Source organism: Cupriavidus phytohabitans (genome assembly GCF_000426345.1).
GTDB lineage: Bacteria > Pseudomonadota > Gammaproteobacteria > Burkholderiales > Burkholderiaceae > Cupriavidus.
Window position 1 is genome coordinate 86,072 of sequence record NZ_AUFE01000019.1, and the last position, 20,528, is coordinate 106,599.

The 20,528-nt window shown below is 67.1% G+C and carries 17 protein-coding genes and 1 tRNA gene; 13 read left to right on the forward strand and 5 right to left on the reverse strand.

Annotation, left to right across the window (positions count from 1 at the left end):
• Positions 1 to 105: 105 nt before the first annotated feature.
• Complete coding sequence (locus K309_RS0116035) at positions 106 to 1,056, reverse strand: LysR family transcriptional regulator (protein ID WP_029047383.1); 951 nt, start codon at positions 1,054 to 1,056, stop codon at positions 106 to 108.
• Between the two features lie 113 nt (positions 1,057 to 1,169).
• Here K309_RS0116035 and K309_RS0116040 point away from each other — a divergent pair, with 113 nt between their 5' ends.
• The 4 genes from K309_RS0116040 to K309_RS0116055 all read left to right on the forward strand — a co-directional run bounded on the left by K309_RS0116040 (position 1,170) and on the right by K309_RS0116055 (position 3,863).
• Complete coding sequence (locus tag K309_RS0116040) at positions 1,170 to 2,150, forward strand: Bug family tripartite tricarboxylate transporter substrate binding protein (RefSeq protein WP_029047384.1); 981 nt, start codon at positions 1,170 to 1,172, stop codon at positions 2,148 to 2,150.
• Positions 2,151 to 2,470: 320 nt separating this feature from the next.
• A complete protein-coding gene (gene bfr / locus K309_RS0116045; protein WP_029047385.1) occupies positions 2,471 to 2,950 on the forward strand; it encodes a bacterioferritin in 480 nt (159 codons plus the stop codon).
• Positions 2,951 to 3,048: 98 nt separating this feature from the next.
• A tRNA-Cys gene (locus K309_RS0116050) sits at positions 3,049 to 3,123 on the forward strand.
• A gap of 296 nt (positions 3,124 to 3,419) precedes the next feature.
• Positions 3,420 to 3,863: a GNAT family N-acetyltransferase gene (locus K309_RS0116055; RefSeq protein ID WP_029047386.1), complete on the forward strand. Its 444-nt coding sequence runs from the start codon at positions 3,420 to 3,422 to the stop codon at positions 3,861 to 3,863.
• Positions 3,864 to 3,898: 35 nt separating this feature from the next.
• On the opposite strand, the gene dmeF is transcribed toward K309_RS0116055, so the two are convergent.
• Positions 3,899 to 4,912, reverse strand: coding sequence for a CDF family Co(II)/Ni(II) efflux transporter DmeF (gene dmeF, locus K309_RS0116060; RefSeq protein ID WP_029047387.1), 1,014 nt, complete (start codon positions 4,910 to 4,912; stop codon positions 3,899 to 3,901).
• 227 nt (positions 4,913 to 5,139) lie between these two features.
• On the opposite strand from dmeF, the gene K309_RS0116065 reads away from it, so the two are divergent.
• Positions 5,140 to 6,018 carry an alpha/beta fold hydrolase gene (locus tag K309_RS0116065; RefSeq protein WP_029047388.1) on the forward strand — a complete coding sequence of 293 codons (879 nt, stop codon included), beginning with the start codon at positions 5,140 to 5,142 and terminating at the stop codon, positions 6,016 to 6,018.
• A 421-nt stretch (positions 6,019 to 6,439) separates the two neighbouring features.
• Here the strand turns inward: K309_RS0116065 and K309_RS0116075 are convergent, their stop codons facing one another.
• Positions 6,440 to 7,906, reverse strand: a complete 1,467-nt coding sequence (locus tag K309_RS0116075) for an aminotransferase-like domain-containing protein (RefSeq protein WP_029047390.1) — start codon at positions 7,904 to 7,906, stop codon at positions 6,440 to 6,442.
• Between the two features lie 382 nt (positions 7,907 to 8,288).
• Between K309_RS0116075 and aptA the strand changes: the two genes are divergently transcribed.
• Positions 8,289 to 9,620: an omega-aminotransferase AptA gene (gene aptA, locus K309_RS0116080; protein WP_029047391.1), complete on the forward strand. Its 1,332-nt coding sequence runs from the start codon at positions 8,289 to 8,291 to the stop codon at positions 9,618 to 9,620.
• Between the two features lie 167 nt (positions 9,621 to 9,787).
• Here aptA and K309_RS0116085 read toward each other — a convergent pair whose 3' ends face one another.
• Positions 9,788 to 10,807, reverse strand: a complete 1,020-nt coding sequence (locus K309_RS0116085; RefSeq protein ID WP_369796433.1) for a GlxA family transcriptional regulator — start codon at positions 10,805 to 10,807, stop codon at positions 9,788 to 9,790.
• A gap of 136 nt (positions 10,808 to 10,943) precedes the next feature.
• Here K309_RS0116085 and K309_RS36665 point away from each other — a divergent pair, with 136 nt between their 5' ends.
• The 3 genes from K309_RS36665 to bcaP all read left to right on the forward strand — a co-directional run bounded on the left by K309_RS36665 (position 10,944) and on the right by bcaP (position 13,973).
• Entirely contained in the window at positions 10,944 to 12,179 is a 1,236-nt protein-coding gene (locus tag K309_RS36665; RefSeq protein WP_051320483.1) for an MFS transporter, read from the forward strand.
• A 9-nt stretch (positions 12,180 to 12,188) separates the two neighbouring features.
• Positions 12,189 to 12,392 carry a hypothetical protein gene (locus K309_RS0116095; protein WP_029047393.1) on the forward strand — a complete coding sequence of 68 codons (204 nt, stop codon included), beginning with the start codon at positions 12,189 to 12,191 and terminating at the stop codon, positions 12,390 to 12,392.
• Positions 12,393 to 12,575: 183 nt separating this feature from the next.
• Complete coding sequence (gene bcaP, locus K309_RS0116100; RefSeq protein ID WP_029047394.1) at positions 12,576 to 13,973, forward strand: branched-chain amino acid transporter BcaP; 1,398 nt, start codon at positions 12,576 to 12,578, stop codon at positions 13,971 to 13,973.
• Between the two features lie 3 nt (positions 13,974 to 13,976).
• On the opposite strand, the gene K309_RS0116105 is transcribed toward bcaP, so the two are convergent.
• Entirely contained in the window at positions 13,977 to 15,386 is a 1,410-nt protein-coding gene (locus tag K309_RS0116105) for an aminotransferase-like domain-containing protein (RefSeq protein WP_029047395.1), read from the reverse strand.
• Positions 15,387 to 15,560: 174 nt separating this feature from the next.
• Here K309_RS0116105 and K309_RS0116110 point away from each other — a divergent pair, with 174 nt between their 5' ends.
• The 4 genes from K309_RS0116110 to K309_RS0116125 all read left to right on the forward strand — a co-directional run.
• Positions 15,561 to 15,908: a DUF2917 domain-containing protein gene (locus K309_RS0116110; protein WP_029047396.1), complete on the forward strand. Its 348-nt coding sequence runs from the start codon at positions 15,561 to 15,563 to the stop codon at positions 15,906 to 15,908.
• Between the two features lie 266 nt (positions 15,909 to 16,174).
• Positions 16,175 to 19,474 carry a fused isobutyryl-CoA mutase/GTPase IcmF gene (gene icmF / locus K309_RS0116115; protein ID WP_029047397.1) on the forward strand — a complete coding sequence of 1,100 codons (3,300 nt, stop codon included), beginning with the start codon at positions 16,175 to 16,177 and terminating at the stop codon, positions 19,472 to 19,474.
• Positions 19,475 to 19,630: 156 nt separating this feature from the next.
• Positions 19,631 to 20,068 carry an HIT family protein gene (locus K309_RS0116120; protein WP_029047398.1) on the forward strand — a complete coding sequence of 146 codons (438 nt, stop codon included), beginning with the start codon at positions 19,631 to 19,633 and terminating at the stop codon, positions 20,066 to 20,068.
• 53 nt (positions 20,069 to 20,121) lie between these two features.
• Positions 20,122 to 20,528: 3-hydroxyacyl-CoA dehydrogenase NAD-binding domain-containing protein (locus tag K309_RS0116125; protein ID WP_029047399.1), on the forward strand; the 407-nt coding region annotated here is incomplete at its 3' end.

Genomic DNA, 20,528 nt, shown 5'->3' on the forward strand with positions numbered 1-20,528 from the left:
TCGGAGCCTCCGGAGCGCCTGGGATGACGGTGTGCCCCGCGGCCAACATAGCACGCCGGTCCGGTTCGCGATCTGAAGATTTTTCCCGGGCCGCCCTGAAAGTTTCTAGCGAACCGGGATGGCGCTCGCGCCCGCAGCCGGGTAGTCCGCCAGCGCCGCGTGCACCTGCGCCACGAACGCGCGCGTTGCCGGCGACGGGGTATGCCCGGACAGCGACACGATGCCATACTGCGCGCGCAAATCGTGGCGCGGGCGCATCCGCAGCGGCACCGCCGCGCCCTGCGCGCAGGCGTCGGCCATCATCGCCACCGGCACCAGCGCGACCGCGTCGCCGGCCAGCATCAGTGCGCGCAGCGCATGCATGTCGTTGCAGGTGACGGTGAGCAGGCCGGCGCTGTCGTTCCCGGCCGTGCCGTTGCTGGCCGCCAGCATTGCCTCGCGGAAGAACTGGTGGATATGCGCGGGCAGCCGTGGGCCTGCCACCGGGTAATCGCGCAACGCGGCGAGGCTGATGTCGCGCTGCTGCGCCAGCGGGTGCGCGGCGCGCACGAAGAGGCCGGTCTCCAGCGCCGGCAGGCGCTCGATCTGCAGGTGGCCGAGCTGCGCCAGGCTGCGGCTTTCGCCGACAAAGACATCGAGCCGTTCGGCTTCCAGTGCGCGCAGCATGGTGGTGGTGTCGGCGGTCTCCACGTCGATGCGCAGGCGCGGGTAGCGCCGCACCAGCGCTTCCAGCACCGGGTCGAGCAGGAACGATGCCGCGAACGGCCCGAAGCCGGCGCGGATCTCGCCGATCTCCACCTCGTCCAGCAGCTGCAGGTCGCGGCGCAGTTCACGGCTTTCGCGCAGCATGCGGCGCGCGCGTTCCAGCACCAGCGCGCCGGCGGCTGTGGGGCGTACCTTGCCGTAGCTTCGGTCGACCAGGGTGCCGAGGTCGGCCTCCAGCGCCTGGATGCTGCGCGTCAGCGCCGGCTGCGACAGGTGCAGCGCCGCGGCCGCGCGCGCGAAGCTGCCCTGTTCGACCAGGGTGACGAAGTGATGCAGCTGGCGCAGGCCCATTGATCTAAGTATTCATGCATGGAAATCTGAAAAATATTGCATTGGACGTACTTTCTCAAGCCCGCTACCGTTGTCTCCAAGACATAAAGACAATCAAGACAACTGGAGACGACATGAATCGACGCGCATGGCTCGCGCTCGCAGTCAGCGGGCTTTCGCTCAGCCTCGGCTTGCCGGCCGCTGCACAGACCTATCCGGCCAAGCCGATCCGCCTGGTGGTGCCATACGTGGCCGGTGGCGGCACCGACACCATCGCCCGCGCCATGGGCGAGAAACTCAGCAAGCGCCTGGGCCAGCCGGTGGTGGTGGAAAACAAGGCCGGCGCCTCCGGCATCATCGGTACCGATGCCGTGGCCAAGGCGGCGCCGGACGGCTACACGCTGCTGATGACGCTGACGCAGTCGGTGCTGACCAACCAGTTCCTGTTCGAGAAGCTGCCGTACGACCCGCGCAAGGACCTGACCATGATCAGCGTGCTCGCCGACGCGCAGCTGGTGCTGGTGGCGCACCCGTCGGTGCCGGCGCGCACGCCGCGCGAGCTGGGGGATTACGCGCGCGCCCAGCCGGGCAAGGCTACCTATGCCTCGTGGGGCGTGGGATCGCTGTCGCACCTGAGCGGCGCCTACCTCAGCAAGCTTACGCGCGGCAACGCCACGCACGTGCCCTACAAGGGCGAGGCGCCGATGCTGCAGGACCTGCTTGGCGGGCAGGTGCAGTTCGGCTTTGCCAGCATCCTGACGGCCAGGCCGTATATCGAGAGCGGCAAGCTCAAGGCGCTGGCCGTTACCGGCACGCAGCGCAGCAGCGCGCTGCCTGCGATGCCGACCTTTGCCGAGCTGGGCATGCAGGACAGCGCGTTCAAGACGGTGGGCTGGATCGGGCTGGTGGCGCCGGTCGGCGTGCCGGCGACCATTGTGGCCAAGCTCGAAAGCGAGGTGAAGGCGATCCTGCAGACCCCCGACATGCAGGCGCGCATGGTCGGGCTGGGGGTACGCCCGGTGGGCAGCTCGCCGGCCGAGGCACAGGCGCTCTATGCGCGCGACTGGCCGGTGCTGAAGACGCTGGTGGCGGACTCGGGCGCGCGCCTCGACTGATCTGCTTCCGATTTCCGCTCATGGCGGGCGGCGCGGCAGTATGCCGCGTGCGCCCGTTTTCTTATTTGAAATATGTGTCCGGAAGGCTCGGGTATTAATGCCGGATGCGGCTTTTCATGCGCTAGCGAAAATAGAATGGAAACCATTGCCATTCTCATGTGCAATAATGCTGGATAATCGGTCAATATCGGCCGAATTTGCTTGATGTCCCCCTTTGCCGGCCTACCATGAAAGGCGCGAAGCGATATTGGCCGCAGCAGTGCTGCTGGCCATGATAATGAGAATTGATCCACCAGTATCGAGGGGTCGTTGGTGCTGTCATGAAAAGCGACAAGAAAGCGATTCAGATGCTCAATGTTCAGCTCCGGCATGAGCTGACCGCCATCAACCAGTATTTCCTGCACGCGCGCATGTACCGGCATTGGGGGCTCAATGCCCTGGGCAAGCACGAGTACGAGGAATCGATCGAGGAAATGAAGCACGCCGACAAGCTGATCGAGCGCATCCTGCTGCTCGATGGCTTGCCCAACCTGCAGGACCTCGACAAATTGCTGCTCGGCGAGAACACCGAAGAAATGCTCGGCTGCGACCTGAAGCTGGAACAGGTTTCGCAGGCCAGCTGCAAGGATGCGATCAAGTATCTGGAGTCGATCGGCGATTATGTTTCGCGTGAGGTGGTGGTCGATATCCTGGAAGCGACCGAATCGCATATCGACTGGCTCGAGTCGCAAATCGAACTGATCGGCAAGGTCGGCCTGCAGAACTACGTGCAGTCGGCCATGGGCGAGATCGGCGACTGACTGCCGTCGCGGGCGCTCGCGCAGCGCCCTGCAGACTTTTCCATTTCCCGCTACACTGCGGCCCGCAGCACGACGCGCCGGGATGGCGCGTGATCCACGGCGGGGTGGCAGAGTGGTGATGCAACGGCCTGCAAAGCCGTATACGACGGTTCGATTCCGGATCCCCGCCTCCAGTTTTTCTTCCTGGCAGCGACATTCCCCTTTCTTCGCACCCTGAGTCGCGTGACGCACGCGCGGGGGTGCGCCTGCGCCGAATAGCCGCGCGCCCCTGTGCAGAATGCCGCGGGCAATTTCCGACACCGGTTGGCCCTGTTCTTCCCGGATGGTACAAAGCGACCGAATCGGGTAGTGTTTCGCAGTCAGGCCGGACCGGCCTGCGTGCGCAGCGCGCTGCCTGGATGGCGGCGCAACCATGCCGGGCTTCCATGGTGTTCCCGTCGCCAAGTGATGTGAAGAAGAGAGGCTCCTGATGATGAAAGACCTGCGGATCCGGGCGGCGGTGCCCTCGGACGCGCCAGCGGTGGGGGCGGTGCTGGAGCGCTGCGGCCTGCCGACCGACGATGTGTTCCGCGTGCTGGAGCACTTCCATGTCGCGATCCTCGAATCGCGGATCATCGGTTGCGCAGCCGGCGAGCCCTTCGGCCAGACCGTGGTGATCCGCTCGGTCGCCGTGCTGCCCGAGCACCGCGATCGGGGCGTTGCCACGCACGTGGTGCGCGCCGCGCTGATGCGCGCGCGCTCGAATGGCCTGCAGCGCGCGGTGCTGCTGGCCTCGAGTTGCCCAAGTTATTTCGCGCGCTACGGCTTTACGCTGGTGCCGGCATCGAAGCTGCCGCAGGAGGTGCTGTCGTCCAGCGAATTCCAGCGGCATACCGATACGCCGCCGCTGTGCATGTGGTGTGAGCTGAGCTGAGACCGCGCGCCAGGCCTGGTGCGCTTGCTGCATTGTCAGTGCGTGCCCTCGCAGCGGCTGATCTCGACGGTCACGTGCACCAGCTCCTCATGCACGGACAGCGCCTGGCGCACGCGTTGCGGCGTCAGCGCGGCGTCATGCGTGACCAGGCAGACGATGCAGGAAAAGTGCTGGCGGCCGACGCGCCAGACATGCAGGTCAGTCACGCGGATCCCTTCTTCGCCAGGGCGGCCGTCGCGGTCGAGCCCGGCAAGCACCTCGCGCACTTCTTCGACCACCGGGTGGTCCATCTCGCGGTCCAGCAGCACGGTGCCGCTCTGGCGCAGCAGGCCGATCGCCCACTTGCCGACCAGCGCCGCGCCCACCAGTCCCATCACCGGGTCTAGCCAGGCCCAGCCCAGCCACCAGCCGCCGGCAAGCGCCACGATGGCCAGCACCGAGGTGGCGGCATCGGCCAGCACGTGCACGTAGGCCGCGCGCAGGTTGATGTCGTGGTGGCGGTGGTGATGATCGTGGTCATGGTGGTCATGGTGGTCATGGTGGCCATGGTGGTGATGTCCATGGCCATGCTCATGATCGTGCCCGTGCCCGTGCGCATGTCCGCCCAGGATCAGCGCGCAGCCAAGGTTGACCAGCAGGCCCAGCGCGGTCACGGCCATGGCCTCGCGGTAATGGATTTCCTGCGGGCTGAACAGCCGCTCGACCGAACCCGCAGCCATCAGCGCGGCAATGCAGAGCAGGAATACCGCGCTGGCAAAGGCGGCCAGCACTTCTATCTTCCAGGCGCCAAAGGCAAAGCGCCGGTCGCTGGCGTAGCGGCGCGCGGCTGCGTACGCAAAGGCGGACAGGCCGATGGCCAGCGCGTGCGAGCTCATGTGCCAGCCATCGGCCAGCAGCGCCATCGAGTTGAACCAGAGACCGGCGGCGATTTCCACCACCATCACGATGGCGGTGATCACCATCACCAGGCGCGTGCCGCGCTCGGCGTCGCGGTTGCCCCCGTCGAAGGTATGGCTGTGGGTCCATGCGGACAGGTCTTGGGTATGCATGGTCGGATCTTGCTGTGGCTGGAAGTCAGTACGGATGCTGCAAGGGTAGCAGAGCGCCGCTGTGCGACCGGCTGCATCCCTGCCGGAGACAGGGGCGTGCCGGCAGGGATGAATTCATGAATACATCGACCGAATGAGTGTCGTCGCAGGAAATCCTGTCGCGCTGCTTAGTGATTACACTAGCCGGCACGGTTCAGACGGCCGCGGGTCGGCCATGGAGACAGACGATGTTCGAAGGATTCATGCCGCACCGGGTCGACTGCGGCGACGTTGCCATCCACGCGGTGGCCGGCGGCCAGGGGCCGGCCTTGCTGCTGCTGCATGGCCACCCGCAGACACACGCGATCTGGCACAAGGTGGCGCCCGAGCTGGCGCGGCATTTCACCGTGGTGGCAGCCGACCTGCGCGGCTATGGCGACAGCGGCAAGCCCGCGGGTTTGCCGGACCATGCCAACTACAGCAAGCGCACCATGGCCGCCGACCAGCTTGCGCTGATGCGCGCGCTCGGTTTCGAACGGTTCAGCGTGCTGGCGCACGACCGCGGCGCGCGCGTGGCGCACCGGCTGGCGCTGGATCATCCACAGGCGGTGACGCGGCTGGTGACGCTGGATATTGCGCCCACGCTGGCGATGTACGCGCAGACCAGCGAGGCCTTTGCCCGCGCCTACTGGCACTGGTTCTTCCTGATTCGCCCGGCGCCGTTCCCGGAAACGCTGATCGAAGCGGACCCCGCGCTCTACCTGCGCCAGACCATGGGTGCCCGCAGCGCCGGGCTGGCGCCGTTCACCGACGCCGCCATGGCCGAGTACCTGCGCTGCCTGAGCCTGCCCGGTGCCGCGCACGGGCTGTGCGAGGACTACCGCGCCAGTGCCACCATCGACCTCGAGCATGACCGCGCCGATCTCGCCGCGGGCCGCATGGTCGAGTGCGAGATGCTGGCGCTGTGGGGCGAGCAGGGCGCCGTCGGTCAGTGCTTCCGTCCGCTCGACGAATGGCGCAAGGTGGCGCGGCACGTGCGCGGGCATGCGCTGCCGTGCGGTCACTACATCGCCGAAGAGGTGCCGGAGCGGCTGCTGGAAGAAGTGCTGCCGTTCCTGCGCGGCTGAAGGATCCGGCACCGGTTACCCCGCCGACCCGCGGCATCCAGCCGCATCAGCGCCTGTTGCGTGCCGCAACAGGCGCTTCCTTGCCTTCCCACGTTACGAAAAGTCCCCAGGCTATCTCAGGGAAATCTGATTGCTGCTTACATACATTCATGAATGGATGTATGATTTTGCGAAAGATTCATATTCCCGCAACGAGTTTATTGTCGTTCTGAGATGACATACCGCTTTATCGCTATCGCACTGGTGACCTGGGTGGGCGTTTGCGCCACCGCAGGCTGGGTCGTCGACCGCCTCTGGAGCTGAGGCGGCACCCTGGGAGCGGCGCCGGCCCGCGCCCCCGCCACGAGCAACAACAGCCCAACCCCGGCGCCAACTTCCATCCCCGGCTACCTGCGCTACCACTTCTGATGGTAGCCGGCTCTCAGGCCGCGGCGGCACGCGGCGCCTGCGCCAGGCTGTCGAAGAACTGCCACAGCTGCGGAGCGTCGCCGGTGGCCACGTTGAAGCGGATCCACGGCGAATCGGCCTCGTCCGGCTCGAAGTACGAGCCCGGCGCCAGCCAGATGCCGTGCTCCAGCGCCAGCGTGGCCAGGCGGTTGCCGCCCAGCGGCTCGCCGCGCCGGCTTGCCTGCAGCCGCTGCTGGATGTCGTCGCGCAGCCGCGCCCAGGCGAACATCCCGCCTTCGGGGCGCAGCAGCACCTCCAGGCCGTGCGCCTCCATCTTTTCCATCACCAGGTCCTGCTGCGCGCGCAGCCGCTCGGCCAGCGCGGCCACGTGGCGGCCGTAGTGGCCGCTGGTCAGTACCGAGTAGACCAGGCGCTCGGTCACTTCCGACGAGGTCAGCCCGACCGCCATCTTGGTCCGCGCGAATGCCTTGGCCAGGTCCGGACTGGCAGCCAGGTAGCCCACGCGCAGCGACGGCGTGATGGTCTTGGAAAAGCCGTTCACGTAGACCACCTGCGACAGCCCGTCCATTGCCGCCAGCATCGGCGAGCCGGCCGGTGCCAGCTCGCGGTAGATATCGTCTTCCACCACCAGCAGCTGGTGCCGCTCGGCGAGCTGCAGCACGCGGAAGGCGTTCATGCTGCTGAGGCTGGCGCCGGTCGGGTTCTGCAGCACGGTGTTGACGAAGAAGGCGCGTGGAGCATGGGCGCGGATCGCGTCGTCGAGCGCATCGGTGTCCAGCCCGGCCGCCGAACGCGGCACGCCGATTACGCGCAGCCCCGCCAGCCGCAGGATCTGCAGCAGGTTGCAATAGCAGGGCGATTCCACCAGCACGGTGTCGCCCGCGCGCAGCAGCGTGCGCACCACCAGGTCCAGCGCCTGTGTCGCGCCCTGCGTCAGCACCACCTGCTGCGCCTGCAGCGGGATGCCGTACTGGCCGAGGCCGGTGGCGATATGCTCGCGCAGCGGCGCGAATCCATAGGGATGGCCGTAGCCTGACAGCTGTGCCGCCGGCACCCGGCCAGAGGCCCGCATGGCCTGGTGCAACCCTTCCTCGTTGAGCCAGTCGCCTGGAAGCCAGCCGGCGCCGGCCTTGATCGGCACGGAATGGTCGGCGAACACGTCCGACAGCAGCCAGGCCGCGTTCAGTCCCGGCGCTTCCCATTGCGGTGCACGGGCGCTGCCGGTGGGCGCGTGGCGATGCGCCACGGTGTAGCCGGAACCCGGCCGCGCGGCCAGGTAGCCCAGCGCGGTCAGCCGCCCGTAGGCCTCGGCCACGGTGAAGGTGCTGACCTGGTGGTGCTGGGCAAAGCGGCGTACCGAGGGCAGCGTGGTGCCGGCACGCAGCACGCGCTCCTCCACCAGCGCGGCGATGCCGGCGACGATCTGCTCGGTCAGGGTTTCGCCGCCGCGGCGGCTGCGGGTCAGGTTCAGGGTCAGCATCGGAAGCGTTGCACCATGCACCTCGGAAGGCGCGAACCTGTACAGTTTAGCGGGCTCCACAGGGCGCCGCGCGCCGTGTCATCCCGCGTTGCGAAAATTGCCGCAGTGCAGCGTGGGATGCCGCACGGCGCCGGCAAGCGCCACGTGGCAGGGTGATGGCCCGGTAGGCGCCGCGGCTGCTTGCCTGTACGGTTTTGCATGATCAAACTGTACGGTAAGGCGTTGCTGTCCGGACTGTATATTTTGTCGGCCAGACGCCGCCGGTAGAGTGGCCGTCATTGCCGCCGTTCCGGTCCCGCTTCAGTGCTCGCCACTCGCAGCGGTGCCGTACCGGCATCAGCCAACCGACCCGCCCAATTTCCAATTGCCCCGAGGAGGACGTATGGACGCCGCCAAGACCGTGATTCCCGATCTCGATGCCCTGTGGATGCCCTTCACCGCCAACCGCCAGTACAAGGCGGCGCCGCGCCTGCTGGCTTCGGCAAGCGGCATGTACTACACCACCCACGACGGCCGCCAGATCCTGGACGGTTGCGCCGGCCTCTGGTGCGTGGCCGCGGGCCACTGCCGCAAGGAGATCGCCGACGCCGTCGCGCGCCAGGCGGCCACCCTGGACTATGCGCCGCCGTTCCAGATGGGCCACCCGCTGTCGTTCGAGGCCGCCACCAAGGTTGCCGCGCTCATGCCGCAGGGGCTGGACCGCATCTTCTTCACCAACTCGGGCTCCGAGTCGGTCGACACCGCGCTGAAGATCGCGCTGGCGTACCACCGCGCGCGCGGCGAAGGCCAGCGCACCCGCTTTATCGGCCGCGAGCGCGGCTACCACGGCGTGGGCTTCGGCGGCATGGCGGTGGGCGGCATCGGCCCGAACCGCAAGGCCTTTTCTGCCAACCTGATGCCGGGCACGGACCACCTGCCGGCCACGCTCAACATCGCCGAGGCCGCTTTCTCCAAGGGCCAGCCGCAATGGGGCGCGCACCTTGCCGACGAACTGGAGCGCATCCTCGCGCTGCATGACCCGGCCAACGTCGCCGCCGTGATCGTCGAGCCGCTGGCCGGCTCCGCCGGCGTGCTGGTGCCGCCGGTCGGCTACCTGGAAAAGCTGCGCGAGATCACCAGCAAGCATGGCATCCTGCTGATCTTCGATGAAGTGATCACCGCCTTCGGCCGCCTCGGCGCGGCCACCGCTGCCGAGCGCTTCAACGTCACGCCGGACCTGATCACGATGGCCAAGGCGATCAACAACGCCGCGGTGCCGATGGGCGCCGTCGCGGTGCGCCGCGAGGTGCACGACGCCGTGGTCAACGCTGCCGCGCCGGGCACGATCGAGCTGCTGCACGGCTACACCTACTCCGGCCACCCGCTGGCCGCTGCCGCTGCCGTCGCCACGCTCGACCTGTACCAGCGCGAGAACCTGTTCGGCCGCGCGGCCGAGCTGTCGCCGGTGTTCGAAGCGGCGGTGCACAGCGTACGTGGCGCGCCGCACGTGAAGGACATCCGCAACTTCGGCATGGTGGCCGGGATCGAACTGGAGTCGCGTCCGGGCCAGCCCGGCGCGCGTGCCTACGAGGCCTTCCTCAAGTGCCTGGAGCTAGGCGTGCTGGTGCGCTACACCGGCGACATCCTGGCGTTCTCGCCGCCGCTGATCATCTCGGAAGCGCAGATCGGCGAGCTGTTCGATACGGTGAAGAAGGCGCTGCAGGACATCAAGTAAGCGGCGCACGCCGCATCGCATTGCCGCCGGCCCTTCGAGTTTTCTGGGCCGGCTTTCTGATTGCAAGCCACGGCGCGCGCCGTGGCCATCGAAAGTGTCAACGGTGGCCCCTGCTGCGGGCGGTGTGGTAGGAACGCCTTCGGCTGCGCTGCGCGGGTCGTAATGAGTTATACGGTTTGCGGATTGCCGGTGGTAGCCAGGCGATAGGCGCTCGGCGTGGCCGGCTCGGCCTTGTTCCAGCAGGCACGGAAGGCCTGCACGCTGGCGAAGCCGCTCTTCAACGCAATTTCCTCCACGGCAAGGCTCGATGACGCCAGCAGCTTGCGCGCGCGCGCCATGCGCAGCGTGAGCTGGTATTGCTTGGGCGTCAGGCCGGTTTCCTCATGGAAGATGCGGGACAGGTGCCGCACGCTGATGGCGAAGCGGTCGGCGAAGCGCGGGTCGGCGACATTGGCGTCCAGCTCGCGCGCGATCGCGTCCTGCACCGCATGTACCAGCGCGTTGCCATGCGAGCGCGCGCGGAACTGCGGCGCCAGTTGCGGATCGGCGCTGAAGCGCCGGAAGGGCACGACGTTGTCGCGCGCGACGGCGATGGCGGCGTCGTCGCCATAGGCGTCGGCGACCAGCCGCAGCGCGAGGTCGATGCCAGAGGCCACGCCGGCCGACGTCCACACATTGCCGTCGCGAACGAACACCCGGTTGTCCACGACCGACGCAGCGGGGTGCCGCGCGCGCAGGCGGCGGGTGTGTGCATGGTGGGTGGTGCACAGGCGGCCGTCGAGCAGGCCGGCGGCGCCCAGCAGGAAGGCGCCGGTGCAGACGGCGGCGACCTGTACGTCGGCATTCCTGCCGTCCGCAAACGTTTCCCTGAGCCACGCGGCGCTATCGCGCCACGCCGGCGAAGTCGTCAGCGTGTCCAGAAGTTTGCTGCCGATGGCCAGCACCACGTCGCCGGGCGCCACGCGCGCAGGCAGCCGTTCGACCTGGCTCAGCGCCGGCCCCTGGAACGACGTCACGCTCGAATGTGGTCCGGCGCAGCGGACCCGCAGCGGTGCGATGCCCAGTTCCGATACGCTGGACAAGATCTGGAGCGGGCCGCCAAGGTCGAGCATGTGGACCTTGGGCAGCACCAGCAGATAGGCGTTGGTCATCGCGGCAAGTAAGGTCGAACGGTCCGATGCCGCCATTCTCGCGCGATCCGGCCCCGTTGCGACGGCGGTGGCTGAAAATTTGCTTTTCTGGTCTGCGGCATTGCCGTGGCGAGAGCATGGCGTTGCTTAGCATGTCGGCAGGCCCGCACCATGCATGAACCGAGGAACCGCCATGACCCGCACCCGCATCCCCGCCATCCCCCTCGCGCTGGTTGCCATCGGCTTTGCCGCGATGTTTGTCTCGACCGCGGTGAAGGGCCTGTACCAGGTGTATTTCGTCGACCTCGCGACCCACTTCGGCCAGGGCCGCGCGCAGTTCGCCTGGTCAGGCAGCGTGTTCATGCTGGCGACGGGGCTGATGTCGCCGGTGGTCGGCGCACTGAGCGATCGCGTCGGGCCGCTGCGCACGGCGGCGGCGGGAGCACTGGCCGCAGGGCTGGCGCTTGCCAGCGTGGCGTGGTGGCACCAGTCGCTCGCTTTCTTCGTGCTGGCGTTCGGGCTGGCGGGCGCCTTCGGATTGGCGGCGATGACCTTCGTGCCGATGGGCATCCTGGTCGATCGCCTGTTCGAGGAGCGCAGGAAGGGCCTGGCTTACGCGGTCGTGACGAACGGAACCGCGATTGGATTCATCGTGCTGTCGCCGCTGTGGATCTGGCTGCAGCCGCAGGCAGGGTGGACCACGGCCTTCGGCATGGCGGGCGTGGTGTTCGCGCTGCCGGTGGCTGGCGCGCTGTGGCTGGCCTCGCGCCGGGAGCCGCGAGCCGCGCCGGCACTGCAGGCGGCGGAGGTCTCGGCATGGGCGCTGGTCCGGCGCGACCCCGTCTTCTATGCGCTGGCAGCGGGCTTCTTCGGATGCGGCGCGACCATGGCCTTCATCGACGTGCACCTGGTGGCCTACTGGCAAGGGCAAGGTGTGCCGCGGCTGGCGATGGGTACCGCGCTGAGCACGCTTGGCGTGCTGGAACTGGCCAGCGGCATCGTCTCGGGCGCGCTGGCGTTGCGGTGGGACAAGCATCGCCTGCTGGCGGGGTTCTATGCGCTGCGCTCGCTGTCGATGGTGCTGCTGCTGGTGCCGGGCCTTGGCGTGCTGCCCTTCGCGATGGGCTTTGGCGCCAGCTACCTGGGCACGGTGATCCTGACCTCGATGTTCTGCTTCGAGCGCTATGGCAACCGGATCAAGGGCAAGGTGTTCGGGCTGCTGTTCCTGGGCCACCAGCTCGGTGCCTTCCTGACGGTGCAGCTGGGCGCGTGGTCGTTCGATGCCACGCGCAGCTACCGCCACACCATCGTCGCGCTGGTCGCGATCACGCTTTGCTCGGCAGCATGCTCGTGGTTCGGGCTGCGCCGTGCGGGGACGTTGCCAGTGGAGGACGATGGCCAGGGACCGGCTGTTGCGCCAAGCCGTTGAGTCGGCGCCATGCTGCTGAGGCTTCTCCTGGTGACCGCCACGCTGGCTCCGCTGGTGGCGGCCGCATGCACGATGCCGGGCCCACGGCACGCCCGGATCGTCGCCCTGGCGGTGCTGGCGCTCGCCGGCACCGCCATGCTCATGCTGGACCCGCTCGCCACCGCGCTGGCGCGTGTCGACGGCGTCCTTTCCGCGCCTGGCTGCGGCGGCTGAGGCCGGATTGCTGCCGGTCAGCACCGGACGATCGCGCGTTCCCTATCATTCCGATGCCGTGCCCGCCGGGCACGGACGCCGAATGTGACGCCTGCGCAGTGCGGCAGGCGTAAACTAGCGCGCTTTTTCCGGGCCGCTGCCAAGGCAGAAGCAGGCGCCCCGGCCACTGCTGCAGGAGTCTGAATGAGTTTGTTCCGCACCAAGGACATCGAAGCGATGCTGGCCGTCGCGCGCGATGACGGCCTCAAAAAGGTGCTGGGTCCGGTCGACCTGGTGATGATGGGCATCGGCGCCATCATCGGCACCGGGATTTTCGTGCTGACCGGCACCGGCGCGCTGACCGCCGGGCCGGCGCTGACCGTGTCCTTCGTCATCGCCGCGCTGGCGTGCGGCTTTGCCGCCTTGTGCTACGCGGAGTTTGCCTCGGCCATCCCGGTATCGGGATCGATCTATACGTACAGCTATGCCACGCTCGGCGAGATCGTCGCGTGGATGATCGGCTGGGACCTGCTGCTGGAGTACGGGCTGGCCACCTCGGCAGTGTCGGTGGGCTGGTCGGGGTATTTCCAGTCGTTGATGGCGGGCTTCGGGCTGAAGCTGCCGGCGGCGCTGACTGCCGCGCCGGGCGCGGTGCCGGGCGTGGAGACGATGATCAACCTGCCGGCCTGCCTGATCATGCTGGCGATCACCTGGGTCGTGTCCTACGGCGTGCGCGAATCCGCGCGCGTGAACAACCTGATGGTGGCGGTGAAGATCGGCGTGGTGCTGCTGTTTATCGCGGTCGGAGTCTGGCACGTGCAGCCGGCCAACTGGGAGCCGTTCGCGCCGTTTGGCTTCAGCGGCATCTTCAATGCGGCGGCGCTGGTGTTCTTCGCCTTCATCGGCTTCGACGCAGTGACTTCGGCGGCCGAGGAAGTGCGCAACCCGCGCCGCGACCTGCCGATCGGCATCATCGGTTCGCTGGCGGTATGCACGGTGCTGTATGTCGTGGTGGCGGCGATCATGACCGGCATCGTGCCGTTCGCCAGGTTTGCCGGCGTCGACCACCCGGTGTCGCTGGCGCTGCAATACGCCGGGCAGAACTGGGTCGCGGGCTTTGTCGACCTGGGCGCGATCCTGGGCATGACCACGGTGATCCTGGTGATGACCTACGGCCAGACCCGCGTGATCTTCGCCATGTCGCGCGACGGGCTGCTGCCGGAGCGGCTGTCGTCGGTGCACCCCGTGCATGCGACGCCTTACTTCGCCACCTGGACCGTGGGACTGATCTTTGCCGCGATCGCCGGCTTTGTGCCGCTGAACGTGCTGGCCGAGCTGATCAATATCGGCACGCTGGCCGCCTTTACGCTGATCTCGGTCGCGGTGCTGGTGCTGCGCAGGATCCGTCCCGACCTGCCGCGCGCGTTCCGCTGCCCGGGCGTGCCGGTGGTGCCGCTGCTGGCGATCGGCTTCTGCCTGTTCCTGATGGCCCACCTGCAGGCACTGACCTGGATCGCCTTCCTGGTGTGGCTGGCACTGGGGCTGGTGATCTACTTCGCCTACGCGCGGCGCAACGCCGTGCTGCATAACCACGGCGGCTGAGCGTCAGCGCGCGCGGCGCTCCGACGCGGCCTTCATAAAGGCCACCGCGCGCGGCTCGTTGGCGTAGGCGGCGTTGATGCGGATCCAGGCCGAGGTCTCGCCGCCGGGCCGGAAGTAATTGCCCGGCGCCAGCGTCACGCCGTATTCCTCGCCCAGCGCCACCAGGTCGCGCGAATCCTCGATGACGGGCGGCCGCGCCCACAGGAAATTGCCGCCGCTGGGCTCGCAGAACACTTCCCAGCCGCAGCCGGTCAGCTGCCGCACCGCGCTGGCCGACGCCTCGCGCACGCGCAGGCGCAGCCGCTCGATGTATTTGCGATAGCCGCCGCGCTCCAGCAGCGCCGCCGTGACCGCTTCCGCGAAGTGCGAGCCGGCGACGCTGGTCAGCACCTTCACGTCGACCAGGTCCTTGACCAGCGCCTTGTCGGCCACCACGTAGCCGATCCGCAGGGACGCCGACACCGTCTTGGAAAACCCGCCGATGTAGATCACGTGCTCGAGCTGGTCCAGCGTGGCCAGACGGTCGGTGAAGTGCGTCTGGAAGTCGGAGAAGATATCGTCCTCGACAAAGCGGAAGCCGTGCCGGCGCGCCAGCTCCAGCAGCCGGAACGCGACCGGCGGCGCCAGCGTGGCGCCGGTGGGATTCTGCAATACGCTGTTGGTGAAGAACAGCTTGGGCTTGTGCTGGCGCAGCAGCGCCTCGCACGCGTCGGGGTCCGGGCCGAGGGGCGTGTGCGGCACGCCCACCAGCTGCACACCATGCAGCCGCAGCAGGCCGAACAGGTTGTAGTAGCCGGGATCCTCCACGAACACGGTATCACCCGGCTTGAGCAGGTGGCGCACCACCAGGTCCAGCGCCTGGCTGGCGCCGGTGGTGATCAGCACCTGCGGCAGTTCCGCCGCGATGCCGAGCTGGCGCACGCGCAGCAGCACCTGCCGGCGCAGTTCCGGATGGCCCAGCGGCGTGGCGTAGTGGATCACGCTGTCGATCTCGGTGCGCGAGATCGCGCGGATCGCCTGCTGCAGCCCTTCCACGTCGCGCCAGCTCTCGGGTACGAAGCCGCCGGCCAGTTTCAGCGTGCTGCTGGGATGGTTGAACTGCTCCAGGATGTGGTCGGAAAGATCCTCCGCCAGGCTGGGGTCCGACCAGCCGCGCGCCGAGCGTCCCGCGAGCGGGCTGTCCGCCACGTAGAAGCCCGACCCCTGCCGCGAATCCAGCAGCCCCTGCGACACCAGCCGGTCATAGGCCTCGATCACGGGAAAGCGGCTGATGCCATTTTCTGCCGCCAGCTGGCGGATCGAGGGCAGCTTTGCCCCCGGCCGCGCTTCGCGGTTACCGATCCACGACTTCACGCCGTTGACGATCTGATCGGTCAGTGGAATCCCGGTGGAAGCATCTAATATGAGTTTCATAGGCAGGCAGCCGGGGGAAACCGGGATATGCAACTGTCAGTGCAACTGTCAGGGGAAACTACTGAACAGTGCATCGAAAACTGTTCACAACTGTACATGGGATTGTAGTGAGGGATGCGAATAATGGAAGCATGGCGGAGAGATCGAGACCGCCAGGCTGATCAGGAGAGCATCATGCGCGAACTACGGACTTTCGAACTGGGCGAGCCCGGACAGCCAGTGAGCTGGCGCGCCGGCTACGGGCAGACCGTCTGCGCGGCGGCGGGCAAGCTGTGGGTGACGGTCGAAGGCAATCCCGACGATATCTGGCTGGAGCCCGGCCAGGAACTGGCGCTGCCGGAGGGCTATCGCGTATGGCTGTCGGGTGATGGCCCGGGGGCACGCTTTACGCTGGCCCAGACGCCGGCGCCCTGGTCGGTGCGGCGGATGGCGGCGTGGCTGCACGCGCTGCGGCACAGGGTCGAAGAGCACAGCACGGATGCGTTTGGGGAATGCCCGCGGATATGGGCGTTGTGCCGGTGATATCCGGCATTGCTGGCGAAGTACCGAGGAAGGCCACCGCAAGGTGGCCTTTTGCTTGCCTGCAATCCTCCGCGGCCACCTACTCTATAAGCACCGCTGCGCCGCGCCGTTGGGGTTCTGCCCCATTGATTGACGTTTACGTCAACGTCATATAATCGACCAGCCCAAGTCCGGGGCAAGCCCGCGCAACTCCAGCCAAGCCGGCACAGAACGGCACCCGAGGCGGACCTCGCGGTGGCAGCCAACACCCAGAGACGGTGGAGACAATGACCGACCTTTCCGATTTGCATGATGTGCGCCGCGGCGCGCCGCAGCCCAAGCCGGTGCAGCAGGGCCGCGGTCCGGCCAACAAGGTGCGCTTTGTCACGGCGGCGTCGCTGTTCGACGGCCATGACGCCTCGATCAACATCATGCGCCGCATCCTGCAGTCGCACGGCTGCGAGGTGATCCACCTGGGCCACAACCGCTCGGTCGAGGAAGTGGTCACGGCGGCCTTGCAGGAAGACGCGCAGGGCATTGCCATTTCCAGCTACCAGGGCGGCCACGTCGAGTACTTCCGGTACATGGTCGACCTGCTGCGCGAAAAGGGCGGCGAGCATGTACAGGTCTTCGGCGGCGGCGGCGGCGTGATCGTGCCGGACGAGATCCGTGCGCTGCAGGCCTACGGCGTGGCGCGCATCTACAGTCCGGAGGACGGGCAGCGCATGGGCCTGGCCGGCATGATTGCCGACATGGTGCAGCGTTGCGACATTGACCTGTCGCGCTACGCGCCCACCTCGCTCGATCCTGTTGCCGGCGGCGACCGGCGTGCTCTGGCGCAGTTGATTACCGCGCTGGAAAACGGCAAGGCCGAGGCCGCGCTGGTGCAGGCGATGCATGCGCAGGCGCAGCAGGCCGCGATCCCGGTCCTTGGCATCACCGGCACCGGCGGCGCCGGCAAGTCGTCGCTGACCGACGAACTGATCCGCCGCTTCCGCCTCGACCAGCAGGACGCATTGTCGATCGCCGTGATCTCGATCGACCCGTCGCGCCGCAAGTCGGGCGGCGCGCTGCTGGGCGACCGCATCCGCATGAACGCAATCAACCATCCGAACATCTTCATGCGCTCGATGGCCACGCGCGAGGCGGGCTCGGAGATCTCGGAGGCATTGCCGGACGCGATCGGGGCATGCAAGGTGGCGGGCTTCGACCTGGTGATCGTGGAGACCTCCGGCATCGGGCAGGGCGACGCCGCCATCGTGCCGCACGTGGACCTGTCGCTGTACGTGATGACGCCCGAGTTCGGCGCGGCCAGCCAGCTCGAGAAGATCGACATGCTCGACTTTGCCGACTTTGTCGCCATCAACAAGTTCGACCGCAAGGGGGCGCAGGATGCGTGGCGCGATGTAGCCAAGCAGGTCCAGCGCAACCGCGAGCAATGGCATGGCAAGGCCGAGGACATGCCGGTGTACGGCACGCAGGCGTCGCGCTTCAATGACGATGGCGTGACCATGTTGTACCAGGGTTTGCGCGCGGCGCTGGCCGAGCGCGGCCTGAAGTTGCGGCCCGGCGCGCTGCCCGAGTTGTGGGGGCGCATCTCTACCGGCCAGAACGTGATCGTGCCGCCGGCACGCAGCCGCTATCTGGCCGAGCTGGCCGATACCGTGCGTGGCTACCACCGCCGCGTGTCCGAGCAAAGCCGCCTTGCACGCGAACGCCAGCAGTTGCGCGAATCGAGCCGCATGCTGCGGGCCGCGCACGGCCAGGCCGACGGCGGCGCCGCACTCGATGCGCTCGCCGCGGAACGCGACACTGCCCTCGGCCAGGTCGAGCGCAAGCTGCTGGCGATGTGGCCGCAGATGCGCGAAGCCTATAGCGGCGACGAATACGTGGTGAAGATCCGCGACAAGGAGATCCGCACCGGCCTCGTCACCACGACGCTGTCAGGCACCAGGGTGCGCAAGGTGGTGCTGCCGCGCTTCGAGGACGACGGCGAGGTGCTGAAGTGGCTGATGCGCGAGAACGTGCCCGGCAGCTTCCCGTATACCGCCGGCGTCTTTGCCTTCAAGCGCGAGAACGAGGACCCGACGCGCATGTTCGCCGGCGAGGGCGATGCCTTCCGCACCAACCGGCGCTTCAAGCTGGTGTCCGAGGGCATGGATGCCAAGCGCCTGTCGACCGCGTTCGACTCGGTCACGCTGTACGGCGAAGACCCGCACGTGCGGCCCGACATCTACGGGAAGGTCGGCAACTCGGGCGTGTCGATCGCCACGCTCGACGACATGAAGGTGCTGTACGACGGCTTCGACCTGACCAGTCCGTCGACGTCGGTGTCGATGACCATCAACGGCCCCGCGCCGACCATCCTGGCGATGTTCATGAACACCGCCATCGACCAGCAGCTCGACAAGTTCCGCGCCGACAACCAGCGCGATCCCACCGCCGACGAAGAGGCCAAGATCCGCGCCTGGGTGCTGCAGAACGTGCGCGGCACGGTGCAGGCCGATATCCTCAAGGAAGACCAGGGCCAGAACACCTGCATCTTTTCCACCGAGTTCTCGCTCAAGGTGATGGGCGATATCCAGGAGTACTTCGTGCACCACCAGGTGCGCAACTTCTACTCGGTGTCGATCTCCGGCTACCACATCGCCGAGGCCGGCGCGAACCCGATCTCGCAGCTCGCCTTCACGCTCTCCAACGGCTTCACCTACGTCGAAGCCTACCTGGCGCGCGGCATGCATATCGACGACTTCGCGCCCAACCTGTCGTTCTTCTTCTCCAACGGCATGGATCCCGAGTACAGCGTGCTCGGCCGTGTCGCGCGCCGCATCTGGGCGGTGACGATGCGCGACAAGTACGGCGCCAACGAACGCAGCCAGAAGCTCAAGTACCACATCCAGACCTCGGGGCGCTCGCTGCATGCGCAGGAGATCGATTTCAACGATATCCGCACCACGCTGCAGGCGCTGATCGCGATCTACGACAACTGCAATTCGCTGCACACCAATGCCTACGACGAGGCCATCACCACGCCTACGGGCGAATCGGTGCGCCGCGCATTGGCGATCCAGCTGATCATCAACCGCGAATGGGGCGTGGCGAAGTGCGAGAACCCCAACCAGGGCAGCTTCCTGATCGAGGAACTGACCGACCTGGTGGAAGAAGCGGTGCTGCAGGAGTTCGAGCGCATCGCCGAGCGCGGCGGCGTGCTGGGCGCAATGGAGACCGGCTACCAGCGCGGCAAGATCCAGGAAGAGTCACTCTACTACGAGCAGCTCAAGCACGACGGCACGCTGCCGCTCATCGGCGTGAACACCTTCCGCAATCCGGATGGCGACCCGGTCCCGCAGAAGCTGGAGCTGGCGCGCTCCAGCGAGGCCGAGAAGCAGAGCCAGCTCGACCGCTTGCAGTCCTTCCAGAAAGCCAATGCCGACGAAGCCCCGGCGATGCTGCAGCGGCTGCGCCAGGCCGTGATCGACAACCAGAACGTATTTGCGGTGCTGATGGACGCGGTGCGGGTCTGCTCGCTGGGGCAGATCACGCACGCCCTGTTCGAGGTGGGCGGGCAGTACCGGCGCAATATGTAGACCCGGATTCACGCGCTGACCGGTAATCGCGCAGGGCGGCCGCAGTGAAGGGCCGCCCTGCGTTACACTCGAATGCTGCGCCGCACCGTAACTGCGCAGCAAGCGCAACATAGCGCCTGGCGGCAACAAATCCCGAGACAACCGCAAGACAAGACCATGGACAGCCAGTACAACCCGAACAATATCTTTGCGAAGATCCTGCGTGGCGAGATGCCGTGCATCAAGGTGTACGAGGACGACGACACCATCGCTTTCATGGACATCATGCCGCAGGCCGATGGCCATACGCTGGTGGTGCCCAAGGAAGCCGCGGTCAATCTCTTCGACCTGTCGGAGCACGGCGCACAGGCGGCCATCGTGGCCACCCAGCGCGTGGCGCGCGCGGTGCGCGCCGCCTTCAGCCCCGACGGCATCTCGATCGGCCAGTTCAACGGCGCAGCGGCAGGCCAGACCGTGCCGCACATCCATTTCCACATCGTGCCGCGCTACAACGACCAGGCGCTGCGCGGCCACGCGCGCGACATGCAGGAGCCGGAAGTGCTCAAGGGGCATGCCGAACGCATCATCGCCGCGCTGGGCAAGCAGGCGGACTGAAACCAGACATCCATAAGCATCCAGCAAGCAACCAGCAGACAGAGGAAGAGAAGATGGCAATCAGGACAGTAGGCATCGTCGGTGCCGGCACCATGGGCAATGGCATCGCCCAGGCCTGCGCGGTAGTGGGACTGAACGTGGTGATGGTCGACATCAGCGACGCCGCCGTGCAGAAGGGCGTGGCCACCGTGTCGGGCAGCCTGGACCGGCTGATCAAGAAGGAAAAGCTGACCGAGGCGCAGAAGGCCGACGCGCTGGCGCGCCTCAAGGGCAGCACCTCGTATGACGACCTGAAGGCCACCGACATCGTCATCGAGGCCGCCACCGAGAACTACGACCTGAAGGTCAAGATCCTCAAGCAGATCGACGGCATCGTCGGCGAGAACGTGATCATCGCGTCCAACACCTCGTCGATCTCGATCACCAAGCTGGCCGCGGTGACCTCGCGCGCCGACCGCTT

What these genes read in the sequence shown, in the direction of transcription:
- K309_RS0116035 (WP_029047383.1), bottom strand. Translation starts at nt 1,056, where the DNA reads ATGGGCCTGCGCCAGCTGCATCACTTCGTCACCCTGGTCGAACAGGGC.
- K309_RS0116040 (WP_029047384.1), top strand. Translation starts at nt 1,170, where the DNA reads ATGAATCGACGCGCATGGCTCGCGCTCGCAGTCAGCGGGCTTTCGCTC.
- bfr (WP_029047385.1), top strand. Translation starts at nt 2,471, where the DNA reads ATGAAAAGCGACAAGAAAGCGATTCAGATGCTCAATGTTCAGCTCCGG.
- K309_RS0116055 (WP_029047386.1), top strand. Translation starts at nt 3,420, where the DNA reads ATGATGAAAGACCTGCGGATCCGGGCGGCGGTGCCCTCGGACGCGCCA.
- dmeF (WP_029047387.1), bottom strand. Translation starts at nt 4,912, where the DNA reads ATGCATACCCAAGACCTGTCCGCATGGACCCACAGCCATACCTTCGAC.
- K309_RS0116065 (WP_029047388.1), top strand. Translation starts at nt 5,140, where the DNA reads ATGTTCGAAGGATTCATGCCGCACCGGGTCGACTGCGGCGACGTTGCC.
- K309_RS0116075 (WP_029047390.1), bottom strand. Translation starts at nt 7,906, where the DNA reads ATGCTGACCCTGAACCTGACCCGCAGCCGCCGCGGCGGCGAAACCCTG.
- aptA (WP_029047391.1), top strand. Translation starts at nt 8,289, where the DNA reads ATGGACGCCGCCAAGACCGTGATTCCCGATCTCGATGCCCTGTGGATG.
- K309_RS0116085 (WP_369796433.1), bottom strand. Translation starts at nt 10,807, where the DNA reads ATGGCGGCATCGGACCGTTCGACCTTACTTGCCGCGATGACCAACGCC.
- K309_RS36665 (WP_051320483.1), top strand. Translation starts at nt 10,944, where the DNA reads ATGACCCGCACCCGCATCCCCGCCATCCCCCTCGCGCTGGTTGCCATC.
- K309_RS0116095 (WP_029047393.1), top strand. Translation starts at nt 12,189, where the DNA reads ATGCTGCTGAGGCTTCTCCTGGTGACCGCCACGCTGGCTCCGCTGGTG.
- bcaP (WP_029047394.1), top strand. Translation starts at nt 12,576, where the DNA reads ATGAGTTTGTTCCGCACCAAGGACATCGAAGCGATGCTGGCCGTCGCG.
- K309_RS0116105 (WP_029047395.1), bottom strand. Translation starts at nt 15,386, where the DNA reads ATGAAACTCATATTAGATGCTTCCACCGGGATTCCACTGACCGATCAG.
- K309_RS0116110 (WP_029047396.1), top strand. Translation starts at nt 15,561, where the DNA reads ATGCGCGAACTACGGACTTTCGAACTGGGCGAGCCCGGACAGCCAGTG.
- icmF (WP_029047397.1), top strand. Translation starts at nt 16,175, where the DNA reads ATGACCGACCTTTCCGATTTGCATGATGTGCGCCGCGGCGCGCCGCAG.
- K309_RS0116120 (WP_029047398.1), top strand. Translation starts at nt 19,631, where the DNA reads ATGGACAGCCAGTACAACCCGAACAATATCTTTGCGAAGATCCTGCGT.